Annotated in this window: 19 protein-coding genes and 1 pseudogene; 11 read left to right on the top strand and 9 right to left on the bottom strand. The window is 59.6% G+C overall.

The window, feature by feature from the left end:
- From BLW01_RS18840 to BLW01_RS18835, 4 genes and pseudogenes are all read left to right on the top strand, one after another.
- A pseudogene (locus tag BLW01_RS18840) lies at positions 1 to 299 on the top strand (DUF2345 domain-containing protein); the annotation flags it as partial.
- Positions 296 to 1,204 carry a DUF4123 domain-containing protein gene (locus BLW01_RS16735; RefSeq protein WP_092571782.1) on the top strand — a complete coding sequence of 303 codons (909 nt, stop codon included), beginning with the start codon at positions 296 to 298 and terminating at the stop codon, positions 1,202 to 1,204. The pseudogene BLW01_RS18840 and the gene BLW01_RS16735, both read left to right, overlap by 4 nt.
- 12 nt (positions 1,205 to 1,216) lie before the next feature.
- Entirely contained in the window at positions 1,217 to 4,696 is a 3,480-nt protein-coding gene (locus BLW01_RS16730; RefSeq protein WP_092571780.1) for a toxin VasX, read from the top strand.
- Positions 4,697 to 4,712: 16 nt separating this feature from the next.
- Positions 4,713 to 5,846 (top strand): hypothetical protein, encoded by a 1,134-nt coding sequence (locus BLW01_RS18835; protein WP_092571778.1) that lies wholly within the window; start codon positions 4,713 to 4,715, stop codon positions 5,844 to 5,846.
- Between the two features lie 120 nt (positions 5,847 to 5,966).
- Here BLW01_RS18835 and BLW01_RS16720 read toward each other — a convergent pair whose 3' ends face one another.
- Both BLW01_RS16720 and BLW01_RS16715 read right to left on the bottom strand, forming a co-directional pair.
- A complete protein-coding gene (locus BLW01_RS16720) occupies positions 5,967 to 6,683 on the bottom strand; it encodes a GntR family transcriptional regulator (RefSeq protein WP_092571776.1) in 717 nt (238 codons plus the stop codon).
- A gap of 75 nt (positions 6,684 to 6,758) precedes the next feature.
- Positions 6,759 to 7,391: a TetR/AcrR family transcriptional regulator gene (locus BLW01_RS16715; RefSeq protein WP_092571774.1), complete on the bottom strand. Its 633-nt coding sequence runs from the start codon at positions 7,389 to 7,391 to the stop codon at positions 6,759 to 6,761.
- Positions 7,392 to 7,588: 197 nt separating this feature from the next.
- Between BLW01_RS16715 and xdhA the strand changes: the two genes are divergently transcribed.
- The 5 genes from xdhA to BLW01_RS16690 all read left to right on the top strand — a co-directional run bounded on the left by xdhA (position 7,589) and on the right by BLW01_RS16690 (position 14,463).
- On the top strand, positions 7,589 to 9,067 hold the full coding sequence (gene xdhA / locus BLW01_RS16710; RefSeq protein WP_092571773.1) for a xanthine dehydrogenase small subunit: 1,479 nt from the start codon (positions 7,589 to 7,591) through the stop codon (positions 9,065 to 9,067).
- Positions 9,051 to 11,543, top strand: a complete 2,493-nt coding sequence (xdhB, locus tag BLW01_RS16705) for a xanthine dehydrogenase molybdopterin binding subunit (protein WP_092571771.1) — start codon at positions 9,051 to 9,053, stop codon at positions 11,541 to 11,543. The genes xdhA and xdhB overlap by 17 nt, the downstream gene beginning before the upstream one ends.
- Positions 11,530 to 12,423 carry a xanthine dehydrogenase accessory protein XdhC gene (gene xdhC / locus BLW01_RS16700; protein WP_092571769.1) on the top strand — a complete coding sequence of 298 codons (894 nt, stop codon included), beginning with the start codon at positions 11,530 to 11,532 and terminating at the stop codon, positions 12,421 to 12,423. The genes xdhB and xdhC overlap by 14 nt, the downstream gene beginning before the upstream one ends.
- An 11-nt stretch (positions 12,424 to 12,434) precedes the next feature.
- Complete coding sequence (gene guaD, locus BLW01_RS16695; protein ID WP_092571768.1) at positions 12,435 to 13,751, top strand: guanine deaminase; 1,317 nt, start codon at positions 12,435 to 12,437, stop codon at positions 13,749 to 13,751.
- A gap of 91 nt (positions 13,752 to 13,842) precedes the next feature.
- Positions 13,843 to 14,463 (top strand): hypothetical protein, encoded by a 621-nt coding sequence (locus BLW01_RS16690; RefSeq protein ID WP_092571766.1) that lies wholly within the window; start codon positions 13,843 to 13,845, stop codon positions 14,461 to 14,463.
- 16 nt (positions 14,464 to 14,479) lie between these two features.
- Here the strand turns inward: BLW01_RS16690 and BLW01_RS16685 are convergent, their stop codons facing one another.
- Positions 14,480 to 14,698, bottom strand: a complete 219-nt coding sequence (locus BLW01_RS16685; protein WP_092571764.1) for a LapA family protein — start codon at positions 14,696 to 14,698, stop codon at positions 14,480 to 14,482.
- 198 nt (positions 14,699 to 14,896) lie between these two features.
- Here BLW01_RS16685 and BLW01_RS16680 point away from each other — a divergent pair, with 198 nt between their 5' ends.
- On the top strand, positions 14,897 to 16,282 hold the full coding sequence (locus BLW01_RS16680; RefSeq protein ID WP_229806491.1) for a glycine cleavage T C-terminal barrel domain-containing protein: 1,386 nt from the start codon (positions 14,897 to 14,899) through the stop codon (positions 16,280 to 16,282).
- Positions 16,269 to 17,210 carry a methylenetetrahydrofolate reductase gene (locus tag BLW01_RS16675; protein WP_092571762.1) on the top strand — a complete coding sequence of 314 codons (942 nt, stop codon included), beginning with the start codon at positions 16,269 to 16,271 and terminating at the stop codon, positions 17,208 to 17,210. Before BLW01_RS16680 ends, BLW01_RS16675 begins: the two co-directional genes overlap by 14 nt.
- A 15-nt stretch (positions 17,211 to 17,225) precedes the next feature.
- Here BLW01_RS16675 and BLW01_RS16670 read toward each other — a convergent pair whose 3' ends face one another.
- The 6 genes from BLW01_RS16670 to BLW01_RS16645 all read right to left on the bottom strand — a co-directional run bounded on the left by BLW01_RS16670 (position 17,226) and on the right by BLW01_RS16645 (position 24,605).
- Positions 17,226 to 17,627: a DCC1-like thiol-disulfide oxidoreductase family protein gene (locus BLW01_RS16670; protein WP_092571760.1), complete on the bottom strand. Its 402-nt coding sequence runs from the start codon at positions 17,625 to 17,627 to the stop codon at positions 17,226 to 17,228.
- A gap of 8 nt (positions 17,628 to 17,635) precedes the next feature.
- On the bottom strand, positions 17,636 to 18,643 hold the full coding sequence (locus tag BLW01_RS16665; RefSeq protein WP_092571758.1) for an adenosine deaminase: 1,008 nt from the start codon (positions 18,641 to 18,643) through the stop codon (positions 17,636 to 17,638).
- Between the two features lie 119 nt (positions 18,644 to 18,762).
- The gene (cydC, locus tag BLW01_RS16660; RefSeq protein WP_229806490.1) at positions 18,763 to 20,481 is read right to left on the bottom strand and encodes a thiol reductant ABC exporter subunit CydC; all 1,719 of its coding nucleotides are present in this window, start codon (positions 20,479 to 20,481) and stop codon (positions 18,763 to 18,765) included.
- Positions 20,478 to 22,184 (bottom strand): thiol reductant ABC exporter subunit CydD, encoded by a 1,707-nt coding sequence (gene cydD, locus BLW01_RS16655; RefSeq protein ID WP_092571756.1) that lies wholly within the window; start codon positions 22,182 to 22,184, stop codon positions 20,478 to 20,480. Before cydD ends, cydC begins: the two co-directional genes overlap by 4 nt.
- Before the next feature lie 3 nt (positions 22,185 to 22,187).
- On the bottom strand, positions 22,188 to 23,189 hold the full coding sequence (cydB, locus tag BLW01_RS16650; RefSeq protein ID WP_092571754.1) for a cytochrome d ubiquinol oxidase subunit II: 1,002 nt from the start codon (positions 23,187 to 23,189) through the stop codon (positions 22,188 to 22,190).
- Positions 23,190 to 23,192: 3 nt separating this feature from the next.
- Positions 23,193 to 24,605, bottom strand: a complete 1,413-nt coding sequence (locus tag BLW01_RS16645) for a cytochrome ubiquinol oxidase subunit I (RefSeq protein ID WP_092571752.1) — start codon at positions 24,603 to 24,605, stop codon at positions 23,193 to 23,195.
- Between the last annotated feature and the right edge of the window lie 141 nt (positions 24,606 to 24,746).

Here is a 24,746-nt window from a genome sequence, read left to right as displayed (position 1 = left end):
TCCAGGCCGGCCAGCAGGTGGTGCTGGAAGCCGGCGACGAACTCACCCTCAACGCCGGGGGCAGCTTCCTCAAGGTCGACGGCGGCGGCATCACCCTCGGAGGCCCCAGCGTCAAGGTCAATGCCGGCGGCAGCCCCGGCTCGGGCACCGGGCAGAGCGCCCGGCTTCCTCTGACTCCCGGAGACGCCGAGCCGAAACCGCCGTTCAAGCCGGTCAAGGCACCTCAACATGCCGCCTTGTTGCAACAACGAGCACTGTGCCCGATCTGCGAGCAGCAGGGTCAAGGGGCATCATCATGAGGCGTTGGCCATGGTGGCAAGGCCTCGAAGGCGGCGATTGGCGATGGCCGGCCGAGCAGCGAGTGTTGCTGCTGCTCGATGGCGTGCGTGTCGAGTCGCTATCACGTCGGCTCTACGAGTGGAGCGAGGGAGAATTGGCCGCTGACATGCTGTATGCCGGTACCCCCTGGGCCGAGGTCAGCGAACTATCGCCCTGGCTGGTGGGACTGGAAGGCCCGGAAGACCCTATACTCCGAGCCTTCCTGGCAGAAGGCCTGGAAGCTGAATGGGGGTATCTGATCCTTGGCCGAGCGGAGCGGGGCGAGGTCACCGATCATCTACGTAACCTGATCCAGGTCGAGCATCCTGCCGGCATTCCCATGCTGCTGCGTCTTGCCGATCCGGCCGTGATGGCTGCGCTGTTGGTGTCTGACAGTACGCCTGGGCAGGTGCCCTGGGGGCCGATCGACGCCATCCTGACGCCGGATGCCATCGCCGAGGAGTGGCACTATCATGCACCACGTGAAACCGATGAGTCACCCTGTCATTTGCCGCATGCGTATCGCCTTTCAGAGCCGCAACACAGGCGCCTTCAAGACTGCGACCGTCGCCGAGACGTGGGTCAACTGATGGCGTTCGTCGATCGACACTGTGGCGGCTGGCTGACGGCAACGGATCGTGGCCAGCGCTACGCGCAGCTAGCCGGCATCGTGCAGGAGGCGTGTGAGCTCGGGTTCACCGCGCCGCGGGAATGGGCCTTGTTCTGTACCCTGATGCAGCGTCTCGGTATCACCTCCTGGCAGCAGAGCGAGGGACGGGAAGCGTGGACGAAGCTATTGCGCGATCCAGGCCAGGGCAGCGGCATGGCACGTCTCGAGGCGGCCCTGGCTGTGGCCCCGACATCACGGACTGACGTTACGACATAGGGAGAATGTCACATGGCTGCGTTCGAGCGCTCCGCCGACGATCGCAACGATGCCTCGTTGGCGGCGTATGAAATGTCGAGCCGTGGCAGCGAGGAAGGGGCGACCTGTCCACTACTGGGTGGCAAGGTGCAGTTGCTGCCCTTGCGCTACGGCCTGGTCGAGGAACTCGAACCGGGAGTGGCGATGCCCTATTCGCTGACGGCGCGGCCACTGGGCATCCGGCTGCTGCGTAATGGGTATCTCTATGTCCTCGATGGTGAAACCCTCCAGCTCGATGAGTACGAGTTTCGCGATTTCGGCGACACCATCTCCGGCGGCAAACTCGAGTACGAGACCGACCGCACGCTCTACGTGTGTTTCTCCGAGGTGCAGTGGACCGCAACCAAGCGCGCCCAGGTGACCGAGAGCGAAGCGGATCGGGATGCCTTCATGCAAGCGGTCGATCTCTCCGCCGCTAATCCCGTCAGCGGTGGCGGTCGGCACCTGATCACCACGGCCCAGGCCGAGGCGTGGGTGGCGGAGTTCGCCGAGGATGCTCAGCTCGACGTACCGGAAGAAGGCTACGAACACGAGGCCCGGCCCTATCGCTGGGAGAATGAGCCCTACTATCACAAGACGCGGCTGGGCAAGCTGCTCAAGCAGCACGGCGTGGAGGATCGCGACGAGGCGTTGTGCCTGGTCGTGCGCGATGACATCGGCGTGATGCGCGACCTGGCCCAGTTCCAGGATGAGGTCGTGGGCTGGGTGGAAGACTGGGCCACGGAAAACGAGGGCCGTACCGAGCGGGATTACCTGCTGGCCTGTTATATCGAGTCGCTGTCCCAACTGAAGGACGCCTCGCTGGAAGACCTGCGCCAGGTGTCGGAGGACCCGGCCATCCAGACCATGTGGGACGAGATTGCCGCGATGAAGGAACCCCGTCAGGGCGAGGTTCGCCAAGCGTTGCTCGAATTCCTCAATCGGGACAGCAACACCGGGGAGTTGCCTCAACCATACGATCCGGACTTGCCTAATGAGCTCAAGGCGCGCCTGCGAGCGATACGCGGCGAGGCGAACCGCAGCAATGCCCATGACATCGCCGATCGTTTGCAGGGAGAGGTACGGCGCTACTACGTCGAGGAGAGCCTGAACGAGAGCCTGGGGCGGGATTTCGTGGAGCGGCATGATGATGCTCTGCTTTCCATGAAACAGCAGCACAACGAGCGGCTCAGGGCCCTGCTGGAAGGCAGCAGAATCGGTGAGCGGGGCATCAACGAGTTGATCGACCGCGAACGCCTGGACACCTTTCTCGACGAGCAGCGCCCGCGGCTGCAGTGCTGGAATGCCACGCTCGATGCTCTGTCCGACGATCGCGCCGACATGCTGTGCAACAACCGCTTCCACACCGCCGCCTGGTACTTCGATGCGCAGAACGCGGATCAGGTCCACGAGGGTTTCAAGGCCCAATACGGATGCCTGAAGGATATCTGCCGCAGCGACGAGGCGTCCGGGCGGGTCGCCGACTGGCTGGAGGACGCCCCGCACTACGATCGGCCGTTGTTCCATACCCTGCCGCTCGCCGCTCAGAGTGATTTCATCGGCCAGTTCTCGACGATTGCCAATGCCGGTTACGGGGCCGTGCTCAAGGTCGCGGATCTGTGGAATAAACTCCACTCGATCGAGTCCGGGCGATTGCCGGCAATAGACGAGCTGCCCGACGATACCCAGGTCATCGCCGAGAGCGCTCATCAGCCTCTGGCGCCCGCGATCTCGCGGGGCATCGCCCAGGTCATGGACGAGTTCCACCAGAGTATCAACCGTGACACGGTGCCCGACCTGGAGGAGTTGTTCCGGCGTCTTCCCAGGGCGCTACCTGCCAGGATCCTTGACGCCGCCCATCGCACGGGCGCCAGCTTCGTCGTGGCGTCGCGCGAAGAGCTGGCGAGTTTCCGGCGCACCATGCAGCGTGTCCTGGCGCTGCGGGAAGAGCTCAGCACAATCCGCAAGCGGCGTAATACGGTCAAGGCGACCGCCGGGCACCGCTCTCCCGAAGCGCAGTCCCTGCTCGCGGAGTTCAAACGTGTTCGCCAGGAACTGCAGACGGTGCATGAGCCGGCACTCGCACGCGCACTAAGCCCCATCGAAGAGCTTCCCGAAGATAGCGTTCGCCTTGCTGGCGCGGCACCCGGACGCGCCGGCTTGACGCTGGTGTTGCCGGCGGCCCAGCAGGCCGAGGTGGGCGGATTGATCCGCAACATTCGACAAGGGGTTGCGGCGGCACCCAAGGCGAATCTGGTCGGAGATGGGTTGGGGCTATTGGTGTTTGCTGCTCAACTTTCGTCGTTGTGCAGCTCTGTAAAGATGTTGGTGGAAAGTTATATTGATGGAAAAGAGCTTGATTGGTCTCCTGTTTTAACTGGTTTTGTCACGACAGGAAGTGCTGGGTTACTTGCCGCTCAGGGGATTATGGATACAGCTTTAAGCAGTAGGGTGAATGCTCTAGCGAATGCTCTCGATACAGCCGCTGTCCAGAAGGTGGCAACTTCTCTCGGAAAACTTCATATGTTTTTGGGAGGATTGGCTTACTTGTTTGGATTTGGCGCCTCGTACTCAAGCCTTTCTATCCGATATGACACATGGCAGGAGGCTGTTCGTAGCGGTGACCAAAGTGCTCAGAGTGCCGCCACGGCGAGCATGGTAGGCGCCGGCGGCATGCTAAGCGCCAACGCCTATGGGCTGGCCAACACCCTCCATACAGGCTTTTCGGTGGCGTTCCGTGGCGTCGAGTGGGCCGCTGCCGGGGCCCGCCTGGGATCGGTATTCTGGCGTTTCAACCTCGCCGGGGCGTTGTTCAGCGTGCTCGAGTTGGGCGGGAGCTGGCTCTATAACCATTACAGCATCAGCCGTCATGATGCCTGGCTGCTCTCCACCCCCTGGAGCCTGGAATCGGATCAAGCCCGTGATGAGTCACTCGAGGCGTATCAGTCACGGTTACGGACCATTGCGCAAGCGCCAAGAATCAACGTCAGTGTCGAGGAATTCGATGGTTGGTGGGAAAGCTGGACGCAAGGGCCGAAATCGGCCGATTTTAGGCTCTCCCTGCCCTCTGTTAGCCTTCTGGATCTCTCGGCACCTTTTGGCGGAAAAGCCCCTGTACGTCTCTTTCTTGGAGCCTACCAGGTACGACCCGAACAACGCGGGCGGGATTACCGGCCCGCACACTGGGTAACCGCCACCGACCAGATCACAGGCAAACTGCGCATCAATGATGAGGCGCCGCTCATGCTTGCCCTTCCAAGACCCGAACCGTTGGCTTCGATATCGGGTCGCAGAACCGACAATGTCATCGCCATTCGACTGGAAGAGCTGGATGAGAACGGCCAGTATCGAGCCCGTGATTATCATATCCGTATTTCTGCTTCGGGCGGTGAGGGAGATTACAGCCCGTCAGAACTCACCATTCGAGGTGAGCAAGCGCCCTGGCAACGCATTGATCCACTACATTTCACTTGATCCAAGGCACATTACTATGTCCGCCAAGGAAAACCAGACATCACGCCCCGATATGGCCCAACCCCATCGAGCCGGTGATATCGAGTCATTTCCAGGCGGCAAGGTCAGCTACCTGTCCCCTGTTCCCTTGCCCACGGGGGCGGCCCCCGTTGACTTCAATCATGCCATCGGCGAGGTCAACGATGCCTATCTGGACTTCGGGGGGAGCCTGCCCACCCCTTTTACTTGGCAGTTTACATTAGGAATCCCTTTTATCGGTTTTTTGATGATGGCTTTTCTTATCCCTGTGTTGGGGGGAGGGGGGATGTGGGCTATTAGCAAGAAGGTCGAGCTTTTCTATGTGGGGTTTAATGGGCTTTTTAATGAAGCATTTGGCTTGGCTATAGGAACATGCGCCTTTGCTCTTTGTTTAGCATTAGCCATTAAAATCCAGTTTTACTTTAAATTTCGTAATGATGTCCCCACCCGTTTCCATCGCCAGCGCCGCGAGGTGGCCTTCGCGCCGGGCGGGGGCAAGCCGCCGATCATCGTGCCCTGGGAGAGTGTGACGGCCTGGGTAACCCAAGCTCAGGGCGCGACCCAGTACGGCGTTCAGCGCCAGTATGGTCTGGGGCTCGGTTTCATCGACCCCGAGACGGGGCAGCAGCATTATCTCGAACTGCCACAGCCCGGCCTGCCGCTGGCGATGGGGCTCTGGGAGTCGGTGCGGGCCTACATGGAATACGAGGTGCATACCCGCGAGGAGATTCAGGATCCGAACGGCCTGCATCGCCCTGGCGACCCACCCTACGAAGGCGTGCATACCTTCCATAACGCCCGCCGTCGACTGCATCGTCGCCATCGCGACGGCGAGATCGGCCTGTTCAAGGTCACGATGTGGTACCTGTGGCACATCCTCGACCTGTGGACGATCCCCTTCCATCTCGCCGAATGGGAGATCCGTGCCATCCAGAAGGCCGGGCGCCGGACCCTGCCGGCCAGCCTCGAGGAGTGGTCACAGCCGATTCCCAGGGAGCAGAGGGCCCGGCCCAGCGAGGAACTCGAGCGACTCTCGGCGGAGGTCAGGCAGCGCCATGCTCAGCAGCCCAACCGGCCCATCACCGCCATCTTCGCCGAGGTCTACGCCGAGGAAGCGACGTTCTCGGCCTGATCGGCTCAGCAGTAGGCGCCTGGAACAGCACCGTGCCAGGTTACCCCAACGCCCGCTTCAAGAAGAGATCCTGGTCGGTATCGTACGTTTGGAGCAGTTTTCAGGCTAGATTCGGCGTAGTCAGAGAGTGGCGCCGAAAATCGATGCCAGATCAATACGGGTTTCCGACGCGCTCAGGTCAAGCAGGCGTTCGAGAGAATCGAGATGAGTCTGCACGTGAGATCGTGCCTGATCGGGCTCGCCGTGATGCAACAGCTCGACCAATATCGCATGATCGTCTCCCAGATAGCATGACGCCATACCTGAGCGTTTGTACAAGGCGATCACGATCGAGGTCCGCAGGATGAGATCCGTCAACATGACGCCAAGGATACGGTTCGGTGCATGGTCGGCGAGATAGTGATGAATGGCGAGCGACTGTTCGATACGACGCGGCTCATCGCCTTGTTCGTGGGCGTGTTGCTCGGCTTGCACCAGAGTATCGAGCGCGTCGAGCTGCACGGTATCGAGGTGGCCGCACAGCAGCGACGCCACCTCACCTTCGATCAATCGACGGGCAGCAAAGATCTCACGTGTCTCGGCAACATCCGGGGCGGCGACCCGTGCCACCTGGTTGGGTTGTTGAACGATGACATGATCGGACGCCAGACGAGTCAGAGCCTTGCGTATCACCGACCGACTCACACCGAAAACCTCACCGAGCGTGACTTCCGGCAAACGGGTATTGGGCGGTAACCGCTGGGTCAGTACGGCATGCCGGATACGCTCGACGATGTACTGGTCATTGATCCGAACGCTGGAGTCGACATTCAAATTTTCCTGCCACCGCTGAGTCATTCCGAAGCCTCTTTGTGGCGACCATGTCATGCTCTTATTGTATACAAAAATCATCGCAAGAGTCGACCGTCGCTGTCAGCGACGAATGCCACACCCTTTGAGAATGACCTGACACAAAAAGTCCGTAATGTCCTGATAATCACTATCGTCCAAGGCTTCCCTGTCAGTGATGGCCACGACTTGCGCCTCGAAGTCGGCATAGTGCTGCGTTGCTGACCAGATAAGGAAAATCAGCCATACCGGATCAATCGGATCCATTTGCCCGCGTTCCGCCCACTGGCGGAAGACACGAGCGCGCTCCTCGACCCAGTCGCGTAACTCGCCGTGAAGGTACTCCTGAAGGAATGGGGCACCACCCAGTATTTCCGCAGCGAACAGCCGCGATCCCTGAGGATGGGTCTGGGTCAACTGCATCTTGCTGCGAATGAATGCCTCGATCACCTCGGCCGGGTCGTCCTCGACGCGAATATCGTCGAGCATGGCATTCCAGCGCTCCATCATGCGTTCCAACAGGGCGACGTAGAGACGCCGTTTGCTGCCGACATAATACAGTACGTTGGACTTGGGTAGCCCAGCGGCTTCGGCAATCGCTTGAACGCTGGCTCCACGATATCCGTGACGTGCGAACACCTGTTCCGCCGCTTCAAGAATCGCCTTTTCATTGCGTGTGCGGGCGCGCGTGCTTTCGGGCATATTCATTGATGTCATTCACTCAAGCCCCGATGAGGAAAGCCCCAAGCTTGCCGCAGCCTCATTCTAGGTGCAATGACCCATTGAAAGAGAAAATTCACTACCGATTCCCTTGCACTTGGCACGACTTTGAGCCACGCTTATCCATAGTTGACCATTTGGTCAGAAAGTAACGCTTGGCTACTGACAACAAACCTGACACACCGGACTGAGCGATGATCGATTTCTATCTCAATGGGCAGCGGCAGCAATGTGCCGATATCCCCCCTGACACAAGCATTCTCGAACTGCTACGCACCCACCTCGGTCACACAGGTACCAAGGAGGGGTGTGCTTCAGGCGATTGCGGTGCCTGCACCGTGGCCATCGGCGAACCCGATGCGCAGGGTCAATTGATCTATCACAATGCCAATAGCTGTATCACCCCGGCACATCAACTCCATGGTTGTCACCTCGTAACCGTCGAAGGACTATCTCGAGGGGACGCACTACATCCTGCGCAGTCGGCAATGGTCGAGTGTCATGGCAGCCAGTGCGGTTTCTGTACCCCGGGAATCGTCATGTCACTATTCACGCTGTTCGAACAACAGCGACACACGCCGTCTCCCCTGACGCAGGAACGTCTGGAAGAAGCGTTAGGGGGCAATCTCTGCCGTTGTACGGGCTATAGACCGATTCGTGATGCCGCACTGACGATGGGCCGGCAGCCCGACACACACCCTCTCTGGGCCGATGACCCTGGCCTGGCCGACAATGTCACCGAACTTCGGCACGCACCGACAGAAGTCACCTCGTCCACCGGGCATTTCGCTGCCCCGAACGACCTCGCTGGTCTCCGTGAACTCAAGCAGCAGCGTCCCAACGCACGTCTGGTCGCGGGCGCCACCGACCTGTGGTTGGAGACGACGCAGCAACTCAACCCCCTGAAAGATCTTGTCGACGTGCGTCACGTGGCGGAACTCAATGCCATCGAGGAGACGACGGATGGTTGGTGGATCGGCGCGGCCGTGACGTTTTCACGGCTGGATCCCCTGCTCGCCAGTCATTACCCGGCATTCCACCACTTGATGCATCGTTTCGCTTCTTCCCAGATTCGTAACCGGGCCACGATGGGGGGCAATATCGCCAACGCCTCACCGATCGGCGACACTCCGCCCGTGCTGCTGGCATTGGATGCGCAAGTGCGCCTCGATGGCCCAGGTGGGGAACGCACACTGCCGTTATCCGACTTCTTCCTTGATTACAAGAAAACGGCACTGGCCGCTGACGAATTCATTCGGGATATCTATCTACCGAGGCCCTCCGCGGATCACAACCTCAAGGTCTGGAAGCTGTCCAAACGGCGTGAAGACGACATTTCCGCTGTACTTGGGGCTTTCGCCTGGCGACTGGACAATGGCCGCCTCCGCGACGTCCGGCTGGCATTCGGCGGCATGGCGGCGATTCCGCGTCGCGCCTATAAAGCCGAAATCGCCCTGGAAGGCCAGGCGGTCACGGAGTCCGCCTTTTCAGCGGCACGCATCGCGCTGGATGAAGAATTCTCCCCCATGAGTGATGTCCGCGGTTCCAGCGACTATCGACGCCTCGCTGCGGGTAATCTACTGGAACGCCTGCGTCTGATGATCACTTCCGAATCAACATCCAGCCCTGACAACACCGGAGCGGAGGTAGCCCTCGATGCGTACGCTCACTGATTTATCCAAGACCCTCGGCACCGATCTCGATAGCGATGCCGTCACGGCGCGCCAGGAACAAGAGGGGCGCAACAAAGGGGATGGCCCCCTGGCGCGTGTCACGGAGCCAGGGAAACCTCATGGCACTGGCGATACAGCCCGTGCCCATGAAAGCGCCATTAAACATGTGACTGGACGTGCCACCTATATCGACGACATGGCCACGGCCGGTAACTCGCTCCATGTCGCTCTGGGATTGTCCCCCGTCGCTCATGGCAGGCTGACACGCATGAACCTGGATAACGTCAGGGCGGCCCCCGGCGTCACAGACGTCATCACCATCATCGATGTCCCCGGCCATACGGATATCGGTCCGGTCTTTCCGGGAGATCCGATCCTGGTCGACGACGAGATCAGCTATGTCGGTCAGGCACTTTTCGCCGTGGCCGCCGAGAGTTACAAGGCTGCACGTCTAGCCGTCAAGGACGCCGTCATCGAGATCGATGAACAACCTGCCAATCTCGATCCGGTGGCAGCCACTGAACGGGGAGAATTCGTGCGTCCCACGCATACCCAGCAAAGCGGTGACTGGCAGCAGGCACTCGAGACCGCGCCCCATATGCTGGAAAGCGAGCAGTTCGTGGGCGGACAGGAGCACTTCTATCTGGAAGGGCAGGCTTGCGTGGTCGAACCGACAGAAGATGAAGGCGTGGTGGTACACACATCCAACCAGCACCCCAGCGAAACACAAAAGCTGATCGCCGAGGTCCTGGGCATCCCCTTCCATGCCGTCACTGTCGAAACGCGGCGCATGGGTGGCGGCTTCGGCGGCAAGGAGACACAGGCCTCGCCCTGGGCCTGTATTGCTGCCATCATCGCCCGTCGTACAGGGCGTACGACAAGGGTCCGCCTCCCTCGTGCCGAGGATATGCGCGCGACCGGGAAGCGTCATCCGTTCCACAACCGCTACCGTCTCGGTTTCGATGATCAGGGGGTGATCACCGGTGGCGATATCACTGTCATCGGGGACTGCGGCTACTCACCCGATCTGTCGGAAGCCGTCGTCGACCGAGCCATGTTCCATGCCGATAACGCCTACTCGTTGGGCCAGGCCCGAGTCACGGGGCATCGGGCTCGGACGAATACGGCATCGAATACCGCATTTCGCGGTTTCGGTGGTCCACAAGGCATGATGATCATCGAAGCAGCGATGGACGATATTGCGCGCCATGTCGGCGAAGACCCTCTGACGGTTCGCAAACGCAATCTCTACCGCCCCGGCCGGGACATGACCCATTACGGACAACAGGTCGAACAGTTGACACTCCTGAACGACATTGTGAGTCAACTGGAAACGAGCAGCGACTACTGGTCGCGGCGTCAGACCATCACGGACTACAACGCGCGTAGCCGGGTGATCAAGAAAGGTCTGTCGCTGACACCGGTGAAGTTTGGCATCTCCTTCACGGCCAAGCATTTGAATCAGGCCGGCGCCCTGCTGCATGTCTATACCGATGGCAGTGTGATGATCAATCACGGCGGCACCGAAATGGGACAAGGTCTGCATACCAAGGTCTGTCAGGTGGCCGCCCGAGAACTCGGCCTGGATCTCGAACAGGTTCGCATCACGGCAACGCGAACCGACAAGGTGCCAAATACCTCGCCCACCGCCGCCTCCAGCGGAGCCGATCTCAACGGCCAGGCCGCGCGTGACGCCGCCAGCCAGATTCGCGAGCGCCTGTTCGATTTCGCTGCCGACCATTTCTGCCAGGATCAAGGGGGTCTCGACCGAGAGAGCATGCGCCTGGAAAACGGGCATCTCGTCGCCGGCAGCGGTGAATCAATACGCCACATCCCTTGGGGGGAACTGGTCCAAGCGGCTTATCTCGGCCGTGTGTCCTTATCAGCCAAAGGGTTCTATTCGACACCTCTGATTCATTACGACCGTGACACGGGCAAAGGCCGCCCTTTTTATTACTTCGCCCACGGTGCCGCTGTCGCAGAGGTCAGTGTCGATACCCTGTCCGGCGAATACCAGGTGGACCGGGTCGATATCCTGCATGATGTCGGCGATTCCCTGAACCCTGCGATCGATATCGGCCAAATCGAGGGCGGTTTCATCCAGGGCATGGGCTGGCTGACCAGCGAAGAACTCAAATGGAACGACAGCGGCCGACTGGTTTCGGACGGCCCGGCGACCTACAAGATTCCGGCATTCGGCGACTTGCCTCCCGTATTCAATGTCGAATTGATGCAAGGCCATCCCAACTCCCAGGCCAGCATCTATCGCTCCAAGGCCGTGGGAGAACCACCATTCATGCTCGGGATATCGGTCTGGTCGGCGTTACGCGATGCACTCGCCAGCCTCACCGACGACCGCGAATGCCCACGTCTGGATACGCCGGCAACCCCCGAACGGGTGCTGATGGCCATCGAGGCCATCAAGACACAGCGCAGCGATACCCAACGGAATGTTTCGCACCATGAACCGGCCTGATGTCGAATCCATGAGCTGGCACGAGGCACTGCATGCATTGCAGTGCCGTGGCCAACCGCACGCCCTGGCCAGCATCGTCGGTACCGCCGGCTCCACGCCGAGGGAGCCCGGAGCCAAGATGGTGATCACGGCCGATGACGTTCATGACACCCTGGGCGGCGGGACATTCGAATATCAGGTCATCGCCCAGGCGCGGGAAGCCATCGCCAGTGATGATACTGGCCCTCACCTCGAAGCCTTCCCGCTGGGTGGGCGCAGCGGTCAATGCTGTGGTGGCTATGTCCACGTATTGATCGAGGTGTTTTCCGGCGCCGAGGCGACCATCGCCTTGTTCGGTGCCGGGCATGTCGGACAGGCTCTCATCCCGGCCCTCGCCCCGCTACCCTGGCGTATCCTGTGGCTGGACTCACGGCCCGATGCCTTTCCAGCCAAGGCCGCCAATCAGCCACGTCTCGAATGTCGGGGGATCGACGACCCCACCGACTCGTCAGTGGCCACCTCGGTGGTCGGATCACTCCCCTCCGGCATCCATGCACTGGTCATGACACACGATCATGGTCAGGATCGCGCCTTGATCGATGCGCTTCTCCGACACGGTGACTGCGCCTCCATCGGTTTGATCGGCTCGGACAGCAAATGGGCCAGTTTCAAGCGCCGTCTGCGTGATGGCGGCCATAGCGAGGAGGCGCTCGAGCGGGTGCGGTGCCCAATCGGCATTGCCGGTGCCAAGGGCAAGCGACCCTACGAAATCGCTCTGGCCGTCGCCGCTGAACTATTGACGTTGACATCGGAGGCCACCGGCCAACCCCCCGATCGACGCGGTATCGCTCCGGACACATTACGCGACATCTTTTCGCCCTCTTCCACCGACAACCAGTAAAGGTAAGCGGCATGAACAATCATCGCATCCTGCGAGGACCGTTGGTGAGCTTCCTCAATGATCCCGGCGAGGGAGATGCTCCCGACGCCGGCAGTCTGCTCCATCGCGAGGACGGCGCCATCTGGATCGAAGACGGCCGGATTCGAGCCGTCGGCGACTATCAGACACTGGTCCCCAGCCTGCCCAATGATATCGGTGTCGTCGATTATACCGACAAGCTGATGATGCCTGGTTTTATTGATAGTCACGTCCATTACGTGCAACTCGATATCATGGCCTCCTACGGCCGCCAGCTGCTCGACTGGCTCAACGACTATACGTTCCCTGAGGAGTGCCGTTTTGCCGAACGCGTTCACGCCGAGAACGTCGCCGAAGCGTTTCTGGACGAGCAACTGCGTGTCGGTACCACCACCGCCCAAGTCTTCTGTACCTCTCACCCGGTCTCAGTGGATACCTTCTTTGCCGCTGCCAAGCGACGCGGACTTCGCATGCTGGCCGGCAAGGTGCTCATGGACCGCCATGCGCCGGACGGCTTGACCGACACGGCGGAAGGCGGCATTCGCGACAGTGAGCGCCTGATCAGCGATTGGCATGGCAAGGACCGCCTCGGTTATACGCTGACACCTCGCTTCGCACCCACGTCGACGCCCGCACAACTCGATGCCACCGGCGGCATTCTGCGCAATGCCCCCGATCTCCATCTGCAGACCCATCTGTCAGAGAATCAGGGCGAAATAGCCTGGGTCGCCGAACTGTTTCCTGACTGCAAGGATTACCTCGGTGTCTATGAACGTTACGGTCTCGTCGGTCCCCGCAGCACCTTTGCCCATGGCATTCACTTGACGCAACCCATGCGTAACCGTCTGGCGGCGGCAGGTGCCAATATCGCTTTCTGTCCGACCTCCAACCTCTTCCTGGGGAGCGGCCTGTTCGACCGACTGGCATGTCGCGATGCCGGGTTGAACACCAGTCTGGCAAGCGATGTCGGCGGTGGCACCGACCTGTCGGGACTGGCGACACTCAAGGCCGCTTATCAAGTCGGTCAGTTGCTGGATCAGCCAATGACGGCCTGGCAGGGTTTCTATCGACTGACACTCGGCAATGCAAGAGCCCTGCACCTGGACAGCCATATCGGTAGCCTGCGTGAGGGCAGCGACGCCGATATCGTCGTTCTCGATCCTTACGCCACCCCATTGCTGTCACGTCGTATCGAACGGACCCGCAACCTGGGAGAGCGCCTGTTTGCCCTGATGATGCTGGGTGACGACCGTACGGTCCACGCCACTTGGGCCAACGGCACTTGCGTTCATCAACGCACTCTCGAATAACGATCATCTCTTGCCTCGCGCTGTTTTGGGTGGCTCGCATGCCACCCTTTTTTTATGCTGGCACGACCGACATGCCTGAAAGGATCACAAGATGCTATGGATCAGTGAAAACGCCAGTGCCATTACTGCCATCGGCAGTATCCTGACCTTCATCGTCTGGTTGGCGTATATGCACCTTCTCTACAAGAGCTATTCCCGCCAACGCCGTCCGCGGATCATTATCAATCGAGGTCGAGGCATGGATATCGACTCCTTGTGCCTGATCAGCAACATGAGTGTGGAGTCGATCTTCGTCCAACACATCGTCGCCGTCCTGGAGACCGCCGACGGGAATAAGTCCCTGGATATCATCGACTACAAGCAATCGGTCGAGGATGGCGAACGCTACCACAGTCATCAAGGCCCTTTGGAATCGGGAGGCTATCTACATGTCGACACCTTCCGGAAAATACTGAAACGTGTCGCTCAGCAGCACGGCGAAGCGCTGGAGAACATGCATGGAAACGGAGCATCCAGGATCGAGGCATTGGACATCCGTGTCATTGCCATCTATGGATCGGAAGACAGCCCCGTCGGTGCCAGTCGCCGCTTTCTAGTGAACCATGACGGCAACGATTACAGTATCACCCCAGCGGCACTGCAAACGCAGCGTTTGACCGATCGCCGCTCACGGCGACAGATCCAGCGCTGGATGCAGCAACTCGAGATGTAGTCATCTTCAGGCACCTTCAGCGTGCCGATGAATGACCGAATACCCGGCGAATCACCGACCATAGCGATTTGCCGGTCCACATGCCCAGCACATACACCGCGACAATCAACAACGCCAGCGGTAGCGACAAACTCCAGGCGAGGAAATTGATATCGACCACACGTATGTTCTGGATGAACAGCACTATCACGATCAACGCGATCATCAGCTTCAGTGCCAGTATGAAACGCTCCACGATCCCCTCCCTGCATCGTTTTCCCCAATGTAGCGGTCACTCGACAAGGCGTTACAGACAACGACAATCTCGAGATGCTGCGAGTTCCTCTTAGGCGTTTTCAGCGACAACGAGGTCGCAACCAGCATGCCCGATGGCCATCTTCACTTCCACACTGAATTCGAGTCAGGCACTCGAAGGAAAAGGAGGATTGCCGTCATGACCCAACAGCACGCCAACACGCCGAACGCCGATGGTGTCATCCCGATGCCAGGCACCGAAGCCATCGTCGAGGATTATGTCAATCATCAATGCCCCTCGGTGGACCAGAGCGACCGCAGAGTACCGATCAACCTTCGCCAGTCCGGCCCCACACCGGTGGAGATGCTCATCTCGACCCGTGTTCGCAAGTCACCGTACTGGCACCTGTCTCATCAGGCCGGCTGCTGGCGCGCCACGGTCTACAATCGTGTCTATCATCCACGTGGCTACGTACGCCCGGAGGATGGCGGCAGCATGGTCGAATATGAGTCACTCGTTCATGACGTCACGCTCTGGAATGTTGCCGTCGAGCGTCAGATTCAGGTCAAGGGCCCTGATGCCCTGGCTTTCGTCGACTATGTCATCACCCGCAACGCGTCGGCGATCAAACCAATGCATGGCAAATACGTCATCCTTTGCAACGAAGATGGCGGCATCATCAACGACCCCGTGCTACTGCGTGTCGGCGAGGATGAGTTCTGGTTCTCGATATCCGACAGCGATCTCGAGCTGTGGTTGCGAGGCGTCAACCTGGGGATGGGCTTCAACGTCAGTATCGGAGAAATCGATGTGGCACCGGTACAGATTCAAGGCCCGAAATCCGAGGCCTTGATGGTCGACCTGATCGGCGACGATGTCCGCCATATTCCGTATTACGGCCTCATGGAAGCAAAGGTCGGAGGACGTGACGTCATCATCTCGCAAACCGGGTTCACCGGCGAGAAGGGGTACGAAATCTACCTCATGAACGCCACCCAGAATCCCGATGACATGTGGAATGCCGTGCTGGAAGCCGGCGAAAAACACAACCTGCGTGTCATCGCTCCGGCTCACCATCGTCGTATTGCCGCCGGTATCCTGTCATGGGGCCAGGATATGGATCAGGAGACCCTCCCGTTCCAGTGCAATCTGGGCTATCAGATTCCCCGACAGAAGGAATCCGATTACGTCGGCCGCGCGGCGCTGGAACGGGTGCGTAGCGAAATCGACCAGGGCCGTTATCCGTTCCGCAATATCCTCGTCGGCATGGTACTGGGCGGTCGCCCGATAGATGACTATGCACCGGACTTCTGGTTGATTTCCGGCAGTGATGCAGGCAACCCGATCGGTTATGTCACCTCCCCCTGGTATTCGCCGGAACTGCAGACCAATATTGCCATGGGCTATGTCCCGGTGGAGTACAAAGACCTCGGCACGACACTCAAGGTATGGCTACCGGAACAGTACGCCGATACGCCGGGAGCACCAGTGGACGCCACGATCGTCGATATGCCTTTCCGTGCATCGGTCAATCCCAATGCGCGTGAAGTCGCCAAATCCAGGGGGTTGGATGCTTCAAGTTGACCATACCGAAGCCACGCCGGCCGATCATGGTATCCCCTCAGTCACGGCGCCTGTCGAACAGCGGATACAAGCGCTTGCGCAAGACTGGTCATTGGAAGTGACGCCGGGGACGGCACCGTCCCTGCTGAACTCGGACGAACAGGCAGCCGTGAAGCGTCAGGTCTATGTCACGCATCTGCCAGGGCAGCCATTCGCCGACGTCATCGCGACTGCACAGCGGCTGAAGCAGAGTGGACACGATCCCATTCCGCATCTGGTCGCGCGCAGCATCCCCGACCGAGAGACGCTGCGTAGTGGCCTCGAACGGTTGACGAATGAGGCCGGGGTGAGTGCCGTGCTGCTGATTGCCGGAAGCATGGCGACACCGCTCGGCCCCTACCCCGACACCTTGGCGTTACTCGACGACATTTCCCTGTCCAGGCATGGCATCCATCGACTGGCGATTGCCGGCCACCCCGAGGGTCACTTTCAGGCTGACGAGGATGCCCTCGACCTCGCCCTGCGCAGCAAACTGGATTATGCCGAACGCGAGGGGCTTCAGGCATGGGTAGTCACGCAATTTCTGTTCGACGCTCAACCTCTGATCGACTGGAAGGCACATTTGCGCCAGCGCGGTATCGATGTCCCCATTCGCGTCGGGCTTCCCGGCCCCGCGACCCTGACGACATTATGGAAATATGCCATGTCTTGCGGCATCGGCCCATCCATGTGGGCGCTCCAGCGCCAGGGGGGAAGATTGTTCAAACTCGCCAAGGCCCGTCCACCGGTCGAACAGGTCCTGGGGCTCGCCGAACAGCATGATCCGGCACTCTCCCTGCACTTCTATCCCTTCGGCGGGATCGACAAGACGCTAGCCTGGGGGCAGGCCATCGAAAGCGGCCATTTCCAGCTCGATGCTCAACAACAAGAGATACACGTCCTCACTTGAGTCATCCGGATGACATCAGAAATGCGTATTGTCCGGCCGGGCCAGGTTGTTCACCTTGGTCCGGCCCATCAAGCGCAGCAACCGGTTACGGCAATAGCGCAAGACGGGATACAACCATCGAGCCCGCCTCGGCGAGCGAAATATCCAATAATTGAGGCGATTGAACATGCCGGAACGGCTACTCATCAATGCCAGGGCATGAATCGCGTCATCGCCGTAATACAGACGGTCATCGAGTTTCAGTACCATGCCCTGGTCGATATCGAGCCCCGCCCGGGTGATCTCCTCCATGATATCGCTCGCCTGGCGGGCATCGACGAGCCGTATTTCGCCGACCGAGTCACGCAGCCGGAGCAGGCGACAATACTGATCGCAGAAAGGACATTGCGTGTCATAGACCAGTACCGCTTCCTGCATTTCAGACCTCAGGTCCAATTGGCCACGACATCGTCGAGTTCAGCAAGCAATTCATTGCGACGCGATTCACTCATGAACCCGACATTCAATGCATTACGCGCAAGCTGCACAAAGGTCTCACGGGACCATTCGAATGCCTGATGGCAAGCGAGATAATTGTCCAGCACGCCACCCCCGAAATAAGCCGGATCATCGGAATTGAGCGTCAACACCAGTCCCGCGTTCAACAATGTCGGTAGCGGGTGATCGCGCATGTCTTCAACGACCTTGAGTCGGACATTGGACAACGGACATACGGTCAGGGGGATACGACGCTCCCGCAGGATCTCGACGAGTTCCGCGTCCTCCAGGCAACGGACGCCATGATCGATACGGCAGACATCCAGCGCATCCAATGCCTCACGTACATAGCTGGCCGGTCCTTCTTCCCCGGCATGAGCGATACGCGGAATCCCGAGTTCCTTGGCCCGTTCGAAGACGGCCTTGAATTTACCCGGGGGATTGCCGGATTCGGCACTGTCCAGACCGACGGCATCGATCATCTGCCAATACGGCGACGCACTTTCCAGCACATCCATGGCTTCGTCAGCGGGACAATCGCGTAGAAAACTCAGTATGAGCGCAGTGGAAAGCCCCAGTTCACGCTCGGCATCACGCATGGCCCGCATCAATCCATCGACCTGGATCGACAGCTCGACACCCCGTTGTAGATGAGCCTGAGGATCGAAGGATAATTCGACATGCCTGACGCCTTCCCCCTGCGCCCGGTGAAAATAATCCATCGCCAGGTCATAGAAATCCTCGGCCGTGCACAACACCCCCATACCTTGATAATAGAGATCCAGGAACGACTGCAAATTATCGAACTCATAAGCGGCCCGAACGGCATCGACCGACGGATACGGCAACTCGATACCGTTTCGCTTGGCCAGCGCGAACATCAGTTCCGGTTCCAGCGATCCCTCGATATGAAGATGCAGCTCCGCTTTGGGGAGGCGGGTCAAAAACTCTTGCATGGTTCACTCCCGTCATGATGATTGCCTCATCGTGAGCCAGCCTGACCGATTGATCAAGCATCCAGCCGGTCAACGAATTCAACACATCACTACCGCACGATGCGACAGCTCATGAATAACTAGCGAACCGCTTCACCCAGGGGTGGTTCCACGACGCCCCCGTCACTGAGGATGACCGCGCGATCGATCCCCGGAGGATCGACGTCACCACCTTCGAGCTGATGAACCAGAAACAGTACACTGCGTCCTTGTAACCATGGGTCCAGACGAGTCGAGATCCGCGATGCCAGCTCACCATCCAGTCCGGAAAAGAGCTCATCGAATATCACCACCTCAGGTTCGGCCAGGAGAACGCGCGCCAACGTCAGCCGGCGCGCCTGGCCACCGGAGAGCTGCGCCCCGCCTTCCCCGACCATGGTCGCCAACCCATGCGGCAATTGTCGGACCCACGCATCCAGCTCGACCATGGCGAGGACATGCCATAATGCCCCCTCATCCGCCTCATGATCAGCGATCTGCAGGTTGGCAGCGATGCTGTCATGGAACAGTTCCACCTGTTGGGTCAGATAGCCCAGGCGACCATGCCAGTCATCCAATACGATTTCGGACACCTCGATACCGCCAATGACCACATGCCCGACCTGCGGCTCGACGAGACGCGCCATCAGTTGCGCCACACTGGATTTTCCCGCTCCCGAGGGCCCCACCAGCGCCACGCGCTCTCCCGGCGCCAAGCGTAGATCCAGATTCGATAGCGCCGGACGTGGTGCCCCGGGATAGTGCAGTGTCACGTTTTCCAGACGAACCTCGGGCGGATGCCCCTGTGCATACCGAACCGCATTCGATGTCGAAATCCGGCTACGTGACTGACGCAATGCATTGAGGCGTCGTGCCGCTGACCGTGTCGCACCGAAATGGGTCAACGCCATCGGTAACATGGCCAACGCTTCGCTCATGGCAAGCACCGCCAACGGTAGCATGACCATGACCGGCGCGGATATCGATTGCTCTTGATAGGCCCATGACGCCAGGTACAGTACCGCCAGCGCCGTCATGCCGACGGCAACCGACACCATCGCATTACCGAATGCCACCATACCGGCCAGACGTCGTTGATCCCGATACAAGCATTGTTCCGACCTGGCGATCGTCTGATGATGGGATGCCAACGAACCATACGCCGACAACGCCGCCAGCCCCTGAAGGTGATCGATGGTATGCGAGCGCAGCGTCTCCTGCGTGGTAACCCGGCGCTGACTGGCCGCCATTCCCCACCAGGCCTGACCAGCGATCAGCCATAACCAGGTCCCTCCAAGCAACAAGGCAATGGTCGCCCCGACCCAGGGGACAAAAATCGATGCCACACCGCTGACCAGGATTATGGCCAGCAATGTCACGGCAGGCGGAGCCAGTAGGCGCAGATAGAGACTGTCCAATGTATCGATATCGGCCGTGAGGCGATTCAGCCACTCACTGGCCCGACGTCGGGACAGGGTATGGGCATCGAGTTTCACCAGTACGGCAAACATGCCGGCTCGCAGGTCGGCCAGAAGCCGCAGCACGGTATCGTGGTTATAGAGGCGCTCCAGATACCTTGATACCGTACGAGTGACGGCGAAAAAGCGGATGCCGCCGCCCGGCACATACACATCCAGGGTCATCGCGCCGCCTGCCGCCAACAGCATGCCTGCCACCGCCGTGGCCGTGATGAACCAGCCCGACAGTGCCAACAAGGCGGCACCCGAACCGACGGTCAACACCATCAGCAGTGCCCCTGTCATCAGCCGGGAACGTCGCCGCCGCAACAGCTTCAACCAGGGGCGGAACTCATTGGTCATGAGCGAACCTCATCGATCCTGCCTTGATCGAGAATCAGAGTCCGATCCGCCATCGCCATCAATGCAGGATGGTGGGTCGCGATCACGACCGTTCTGCCGCCTTGCGCCAATATACGAATCGACTCGATAACGCCAGCTTCCGTGTCATGATCGAGACTCGCCGTCGGTTCATCGAGCAACACCAGCCTCGCCTTCGAAAGGAATACTCGCGCCAGCGCCAGGCGTTGCGCTTGACCGCCCGACAGGCCAACGCCCCGTTCCCCCAGCGGGGTATCCAATCCTGAAGGCAACGTCGCCAGGAAACGGCCCAACCCTGCTGAAGTGAGCGCATCGATCATTGCCTCCTCCGAAGCGTCCGGCGACACCACGTTCAGGTTGTCCGCCAACGTTCCCTGAATCAGCCAGGGTCGCTGGTCCATCCAGGCAACCCCTTCCAACGGCGGCATTTGCAGATGACCGCTATGGGGTTCGATAAAGCCGGCCAGCAACTGCAGCAGCGTTGACTTCCCGGCGCCCGACGGCCCTGCCAGAGCGACGGTTTCGCCCCGGTAAAACGTGACCGATAGCGGTCCCAGAACGCGATCCCGGCCACCATGAAACACCGTGACCTCTGTCAGTTGAATGATGGCACTGGCCGAACCGCCAACATCCTCTGCCGCGGCCGGCGATGACGATGAGCTGACTCGTTGCCCGTCCGCCGTTTCCATGGCAAGCAGCCTGACCAGACCTTCGGCCGCCCCCAGCGCCGCTGCGCGATCATGATAATGCTGGGATAATGTTCGTAGCGGCTGAAAGAACTCGGGCGCCAGCAGCAGAATCGTCAATCCGGAAAACAGGGTCAATGACGGCGACGGACCGTAGTCGATATATCCCAACAGCCCGAAACCGACATAAATCGCGACGACCGCAATCGCAACGGCAGCGAAGAACTCGAGGACAGCCGATGAAAGAAACGCCAGGCGCAAGGTTTTCATGCTCAGTCGTCGATAATGATCTGCAGCGTCATACACCTCGTCGGTTGCTTGCACGCCACGTGCAAACAACTGCAGGGTGGTGATCCCCCGCACCCGGTCGATGAAGTGGCCGGCGAGCCTGGCGACGGCTGCAAACTGGTCGCGATTGAGACGCTCCGCCCCCATACCGACCAGCGCCATGAATAATGGAATCATGGGCGCCGACAGCAGCAGAAAAAGCGCCGCCAACCAATCCAGCCACACCACCACGGCCAGAATCAGCAGTGGCTGCCAGATCGCCAGCCATTGCTGGGGAAGAAACCGGGCAATATAACCATCCAGTGCCTCGACCTGATCGACCAGTTGATTGCCCAATCCAGCGGAGTGATACCCCGACAGTCGAACCGGCCCCAAGCGTTCCAGATGATTCAACACCTCGTCCCGAGCCCGTTGGCGAATGTTCAGGCTGGCCTCCTGCCCTGCCGCTTCCTGGCTCCATAACAGCAGCGAACGCAACAACACCGCGCCGGCCAATCCTGCGAACACAGGAAGCAGCGAATCCGGCGAGGTACCCGCTACGACCAACTGGCTGATCAGCCAGGCCAGGCCGACCATCTGCAATACCGTCAAGGCACTGGCGACGCCCCCCAACAGTACGCTGCCGATCAACCAATGACGCTGCTGTTTCGCCAGCCGGCCCAACCAGTGACGGGGCGACATGGCTGCCGCCCCCGTATCGGTATCGCTCATGCGTCAGTGATAGCCCTCACCGACGCGAACCTTGCCGCGGAACACCCAGTAAGTCCACGCGGTATAGACCAGCACGATAGGAATGACGAACAGCACCCCGATCAACAGGAAGAGTTGAGACTCAGGCGCTGAAGCGGCATCCCAGATCGTGTGATCGGGCGGAACGATGACGGGCCATTTGCTGACGACCAGTCCCAGATACGTGAACAGGAAAATTCCGAGCGTCGAGAGAAACGGCAGTGCTTCATGGCGCCGCCTGAGCGACCATATCAGCAGAGTCATGCAAGCCAACGCCAGCATGGGCAGCACCCAGATCCAGCGGAGGTGACCAAACCAGCGTTCCCAGACGGCCGGATCAATGAACGGCGTCCAGAAGCTGATGATCAGAAAGATCACCAGGACGGCCGCAAGCAGGCGCGGCGTCACACGATAGGCCCATTGCTGGATGTGGCCTTCCGACTTGAGGATCAGCCAGGTCGATCCCAGCAGGGAGTAACCGATCATCATGCCGATGCCCGTCAATACGGTAAACGGTGTCAACCAGTCCAGAGGGCCACCCACATAAGCAAACCCTTCGGTTTCGAAGCCCTGTATGTAGGTACCGACGACCGCTCCCTGAGCAAATGTTGCCACCGCCGACCCCCAACAGAAGGCGCGATTCCACCAATGGCGCGAACGATGGGACTTGAAACGGAACTCGAAAGCGATGCCCCGAAAAATGAGCCCCGCCAGCATCAGGAACACACCGATATAGAGTGCCGGTAGAAACACCGAATAGACCAGAGGGAAAGCCCCCAGCAATCCGGCCCCCCCCAGCACCAGCCAGGTTTCGTTACCGTCCCACACCGGCGCCACCGAATTCATCATCACATCGCGCGCCTGCTCATCAGGCGCAAAGGGGAAGAGGATGCCCAAGCCCAGGTCGAAACCATCCATCAGGACGTACATCATGACGCCGAACGCGATGATCACCGCCCAGATCAGTGAAAGATCGATCAGTTCCATGTATCAGCCCTCCACCTTGGCCGTATCATCATCGAAGGGAACATGTGCTGCCGACCAGGGACGTTTGGGACGTTCCACCTCATCGACCTCGTCTTCTTCATCCTGGATCGTCATACCGTTACGCACGACTTTGGTCAGGTAATACATGCCGGCGTAGAAGACCACGGCATATACGGCGATATAACCGATCAGAGTGAACAACGCCATTCCGCCTGTCAGCGACGGTGTCAGGCCCTCGGCATGCGTCATCATGCCCTGCACAAGCCAGGGCGCGCGGCCCGACTCGGTCACGAACCAGCCAGCCAGCACAGCGATGAATGGCGAGACGCTCATCACTCGCAATAACTGCAGATAGCCACGATGTTGATACACCCGACCGCCCCGGCGCAGCCAGAGCCCAGCCAGTGCCACAGCAATCATCAGGAAACCAAGCCCGACCATCACCCTGAACGACCAGAACACGAACCAGACCGGAGGCTGCTCGTCGGGAGCCGCCTCGGTAATTCCCGGCACTTCGCCGTCGAGATGATGCGTGAGGATCAGACTCGCCACATTGGGGATACCCAATTCGACGAGGTTTTCCTGCGCCTCCTGGTCGGGCCAGGCAAACAGCAGCAACGGCACGCCCGACCGGGTTTCCCAGTTGCCTTCCATGGCCGCCACCTTGGTGGGCTGATGCTCCAACGTATTCAGCCCGTGGAAATCGCCGACCAGCGCCTGAGCGGGTGTCAGGAACAACAGCAGCCACAAGCACATCGACAACGCCCGCTTATTGGCATCGACGTCACGCTTGATCAGCAGGTACCAGGCACTGACCCCGGCAACGACGAACCCACCGGTAATGAACGACGCCAGCACCATGTGAGAGAATCGGTACGGGAAGGAAGGATTGAAGATCGCCTCACCCCAGGACGTCACTCGAAACATGCCGTCTGCCAACTCGACGCCTGCCGGCGTCTGCATCCAACTGTTGGCGGAAAGAATCCAGAAAGACGATATAAAGGTGCCCAATGCGACCATGACCGAAGCAAACAAGTGAACGCCTTGGGGCACTTTACCGCGACCGAACAGCAATACCCCAAGAAAAGCCGCTTCGAGGAAGAATGCCGTCACCACCTCATAACTGAGCATCGGTCCGAGGAAGTTCGAGGCTGCCTGGGAAAAATTGCTCCAATTGGTACCGAATTGGAAGGACATGACGATGCCCGACACCACCCCCATGCCGAAAACGACGGCGAACACCTTGGTCCAGAAAATGGCTAGACGCTCCCAGGCGGGCGTTCCGGTCCCATAAAAGAGTCCATTGAGTAGCGCGATATAGGATGCGAGGCCGATGGTAAACACCGGAAAGATCGCGTGAAACGACACGACGAACGCAAACTGAAGTCGCGACAATAGCAGCGGATCCAGCTCCATGATTCCTCCCCTACGACTTCCGGAAACCGGTTATCACCGTCACCTGATTCATCCGGTGTCTTGGTATCATCAGTATTCCACCGGACAGACAGGTATCACCACGAGGGTAGCTCATGGCACGGCATTAACCATGGATAACCA

Origin of the sequence: Aidingimonas halophila, from assembly GCF_900106955.1 — a bacterium.
In the GTDB taxonomy this organism is placed as follows: domain Bacteria; phylum Pseudomonadota; class Gammaproteobacteria; order Pseudomonadales; family Halomonadaceae; genus Aidingimonas; species Aidingimonas halophila.
The sequence above is the reverse complement of the archived record's forward strand: the minus strand, read 5'-3'. Positions and strand labels throughout refer to the sequence as shown.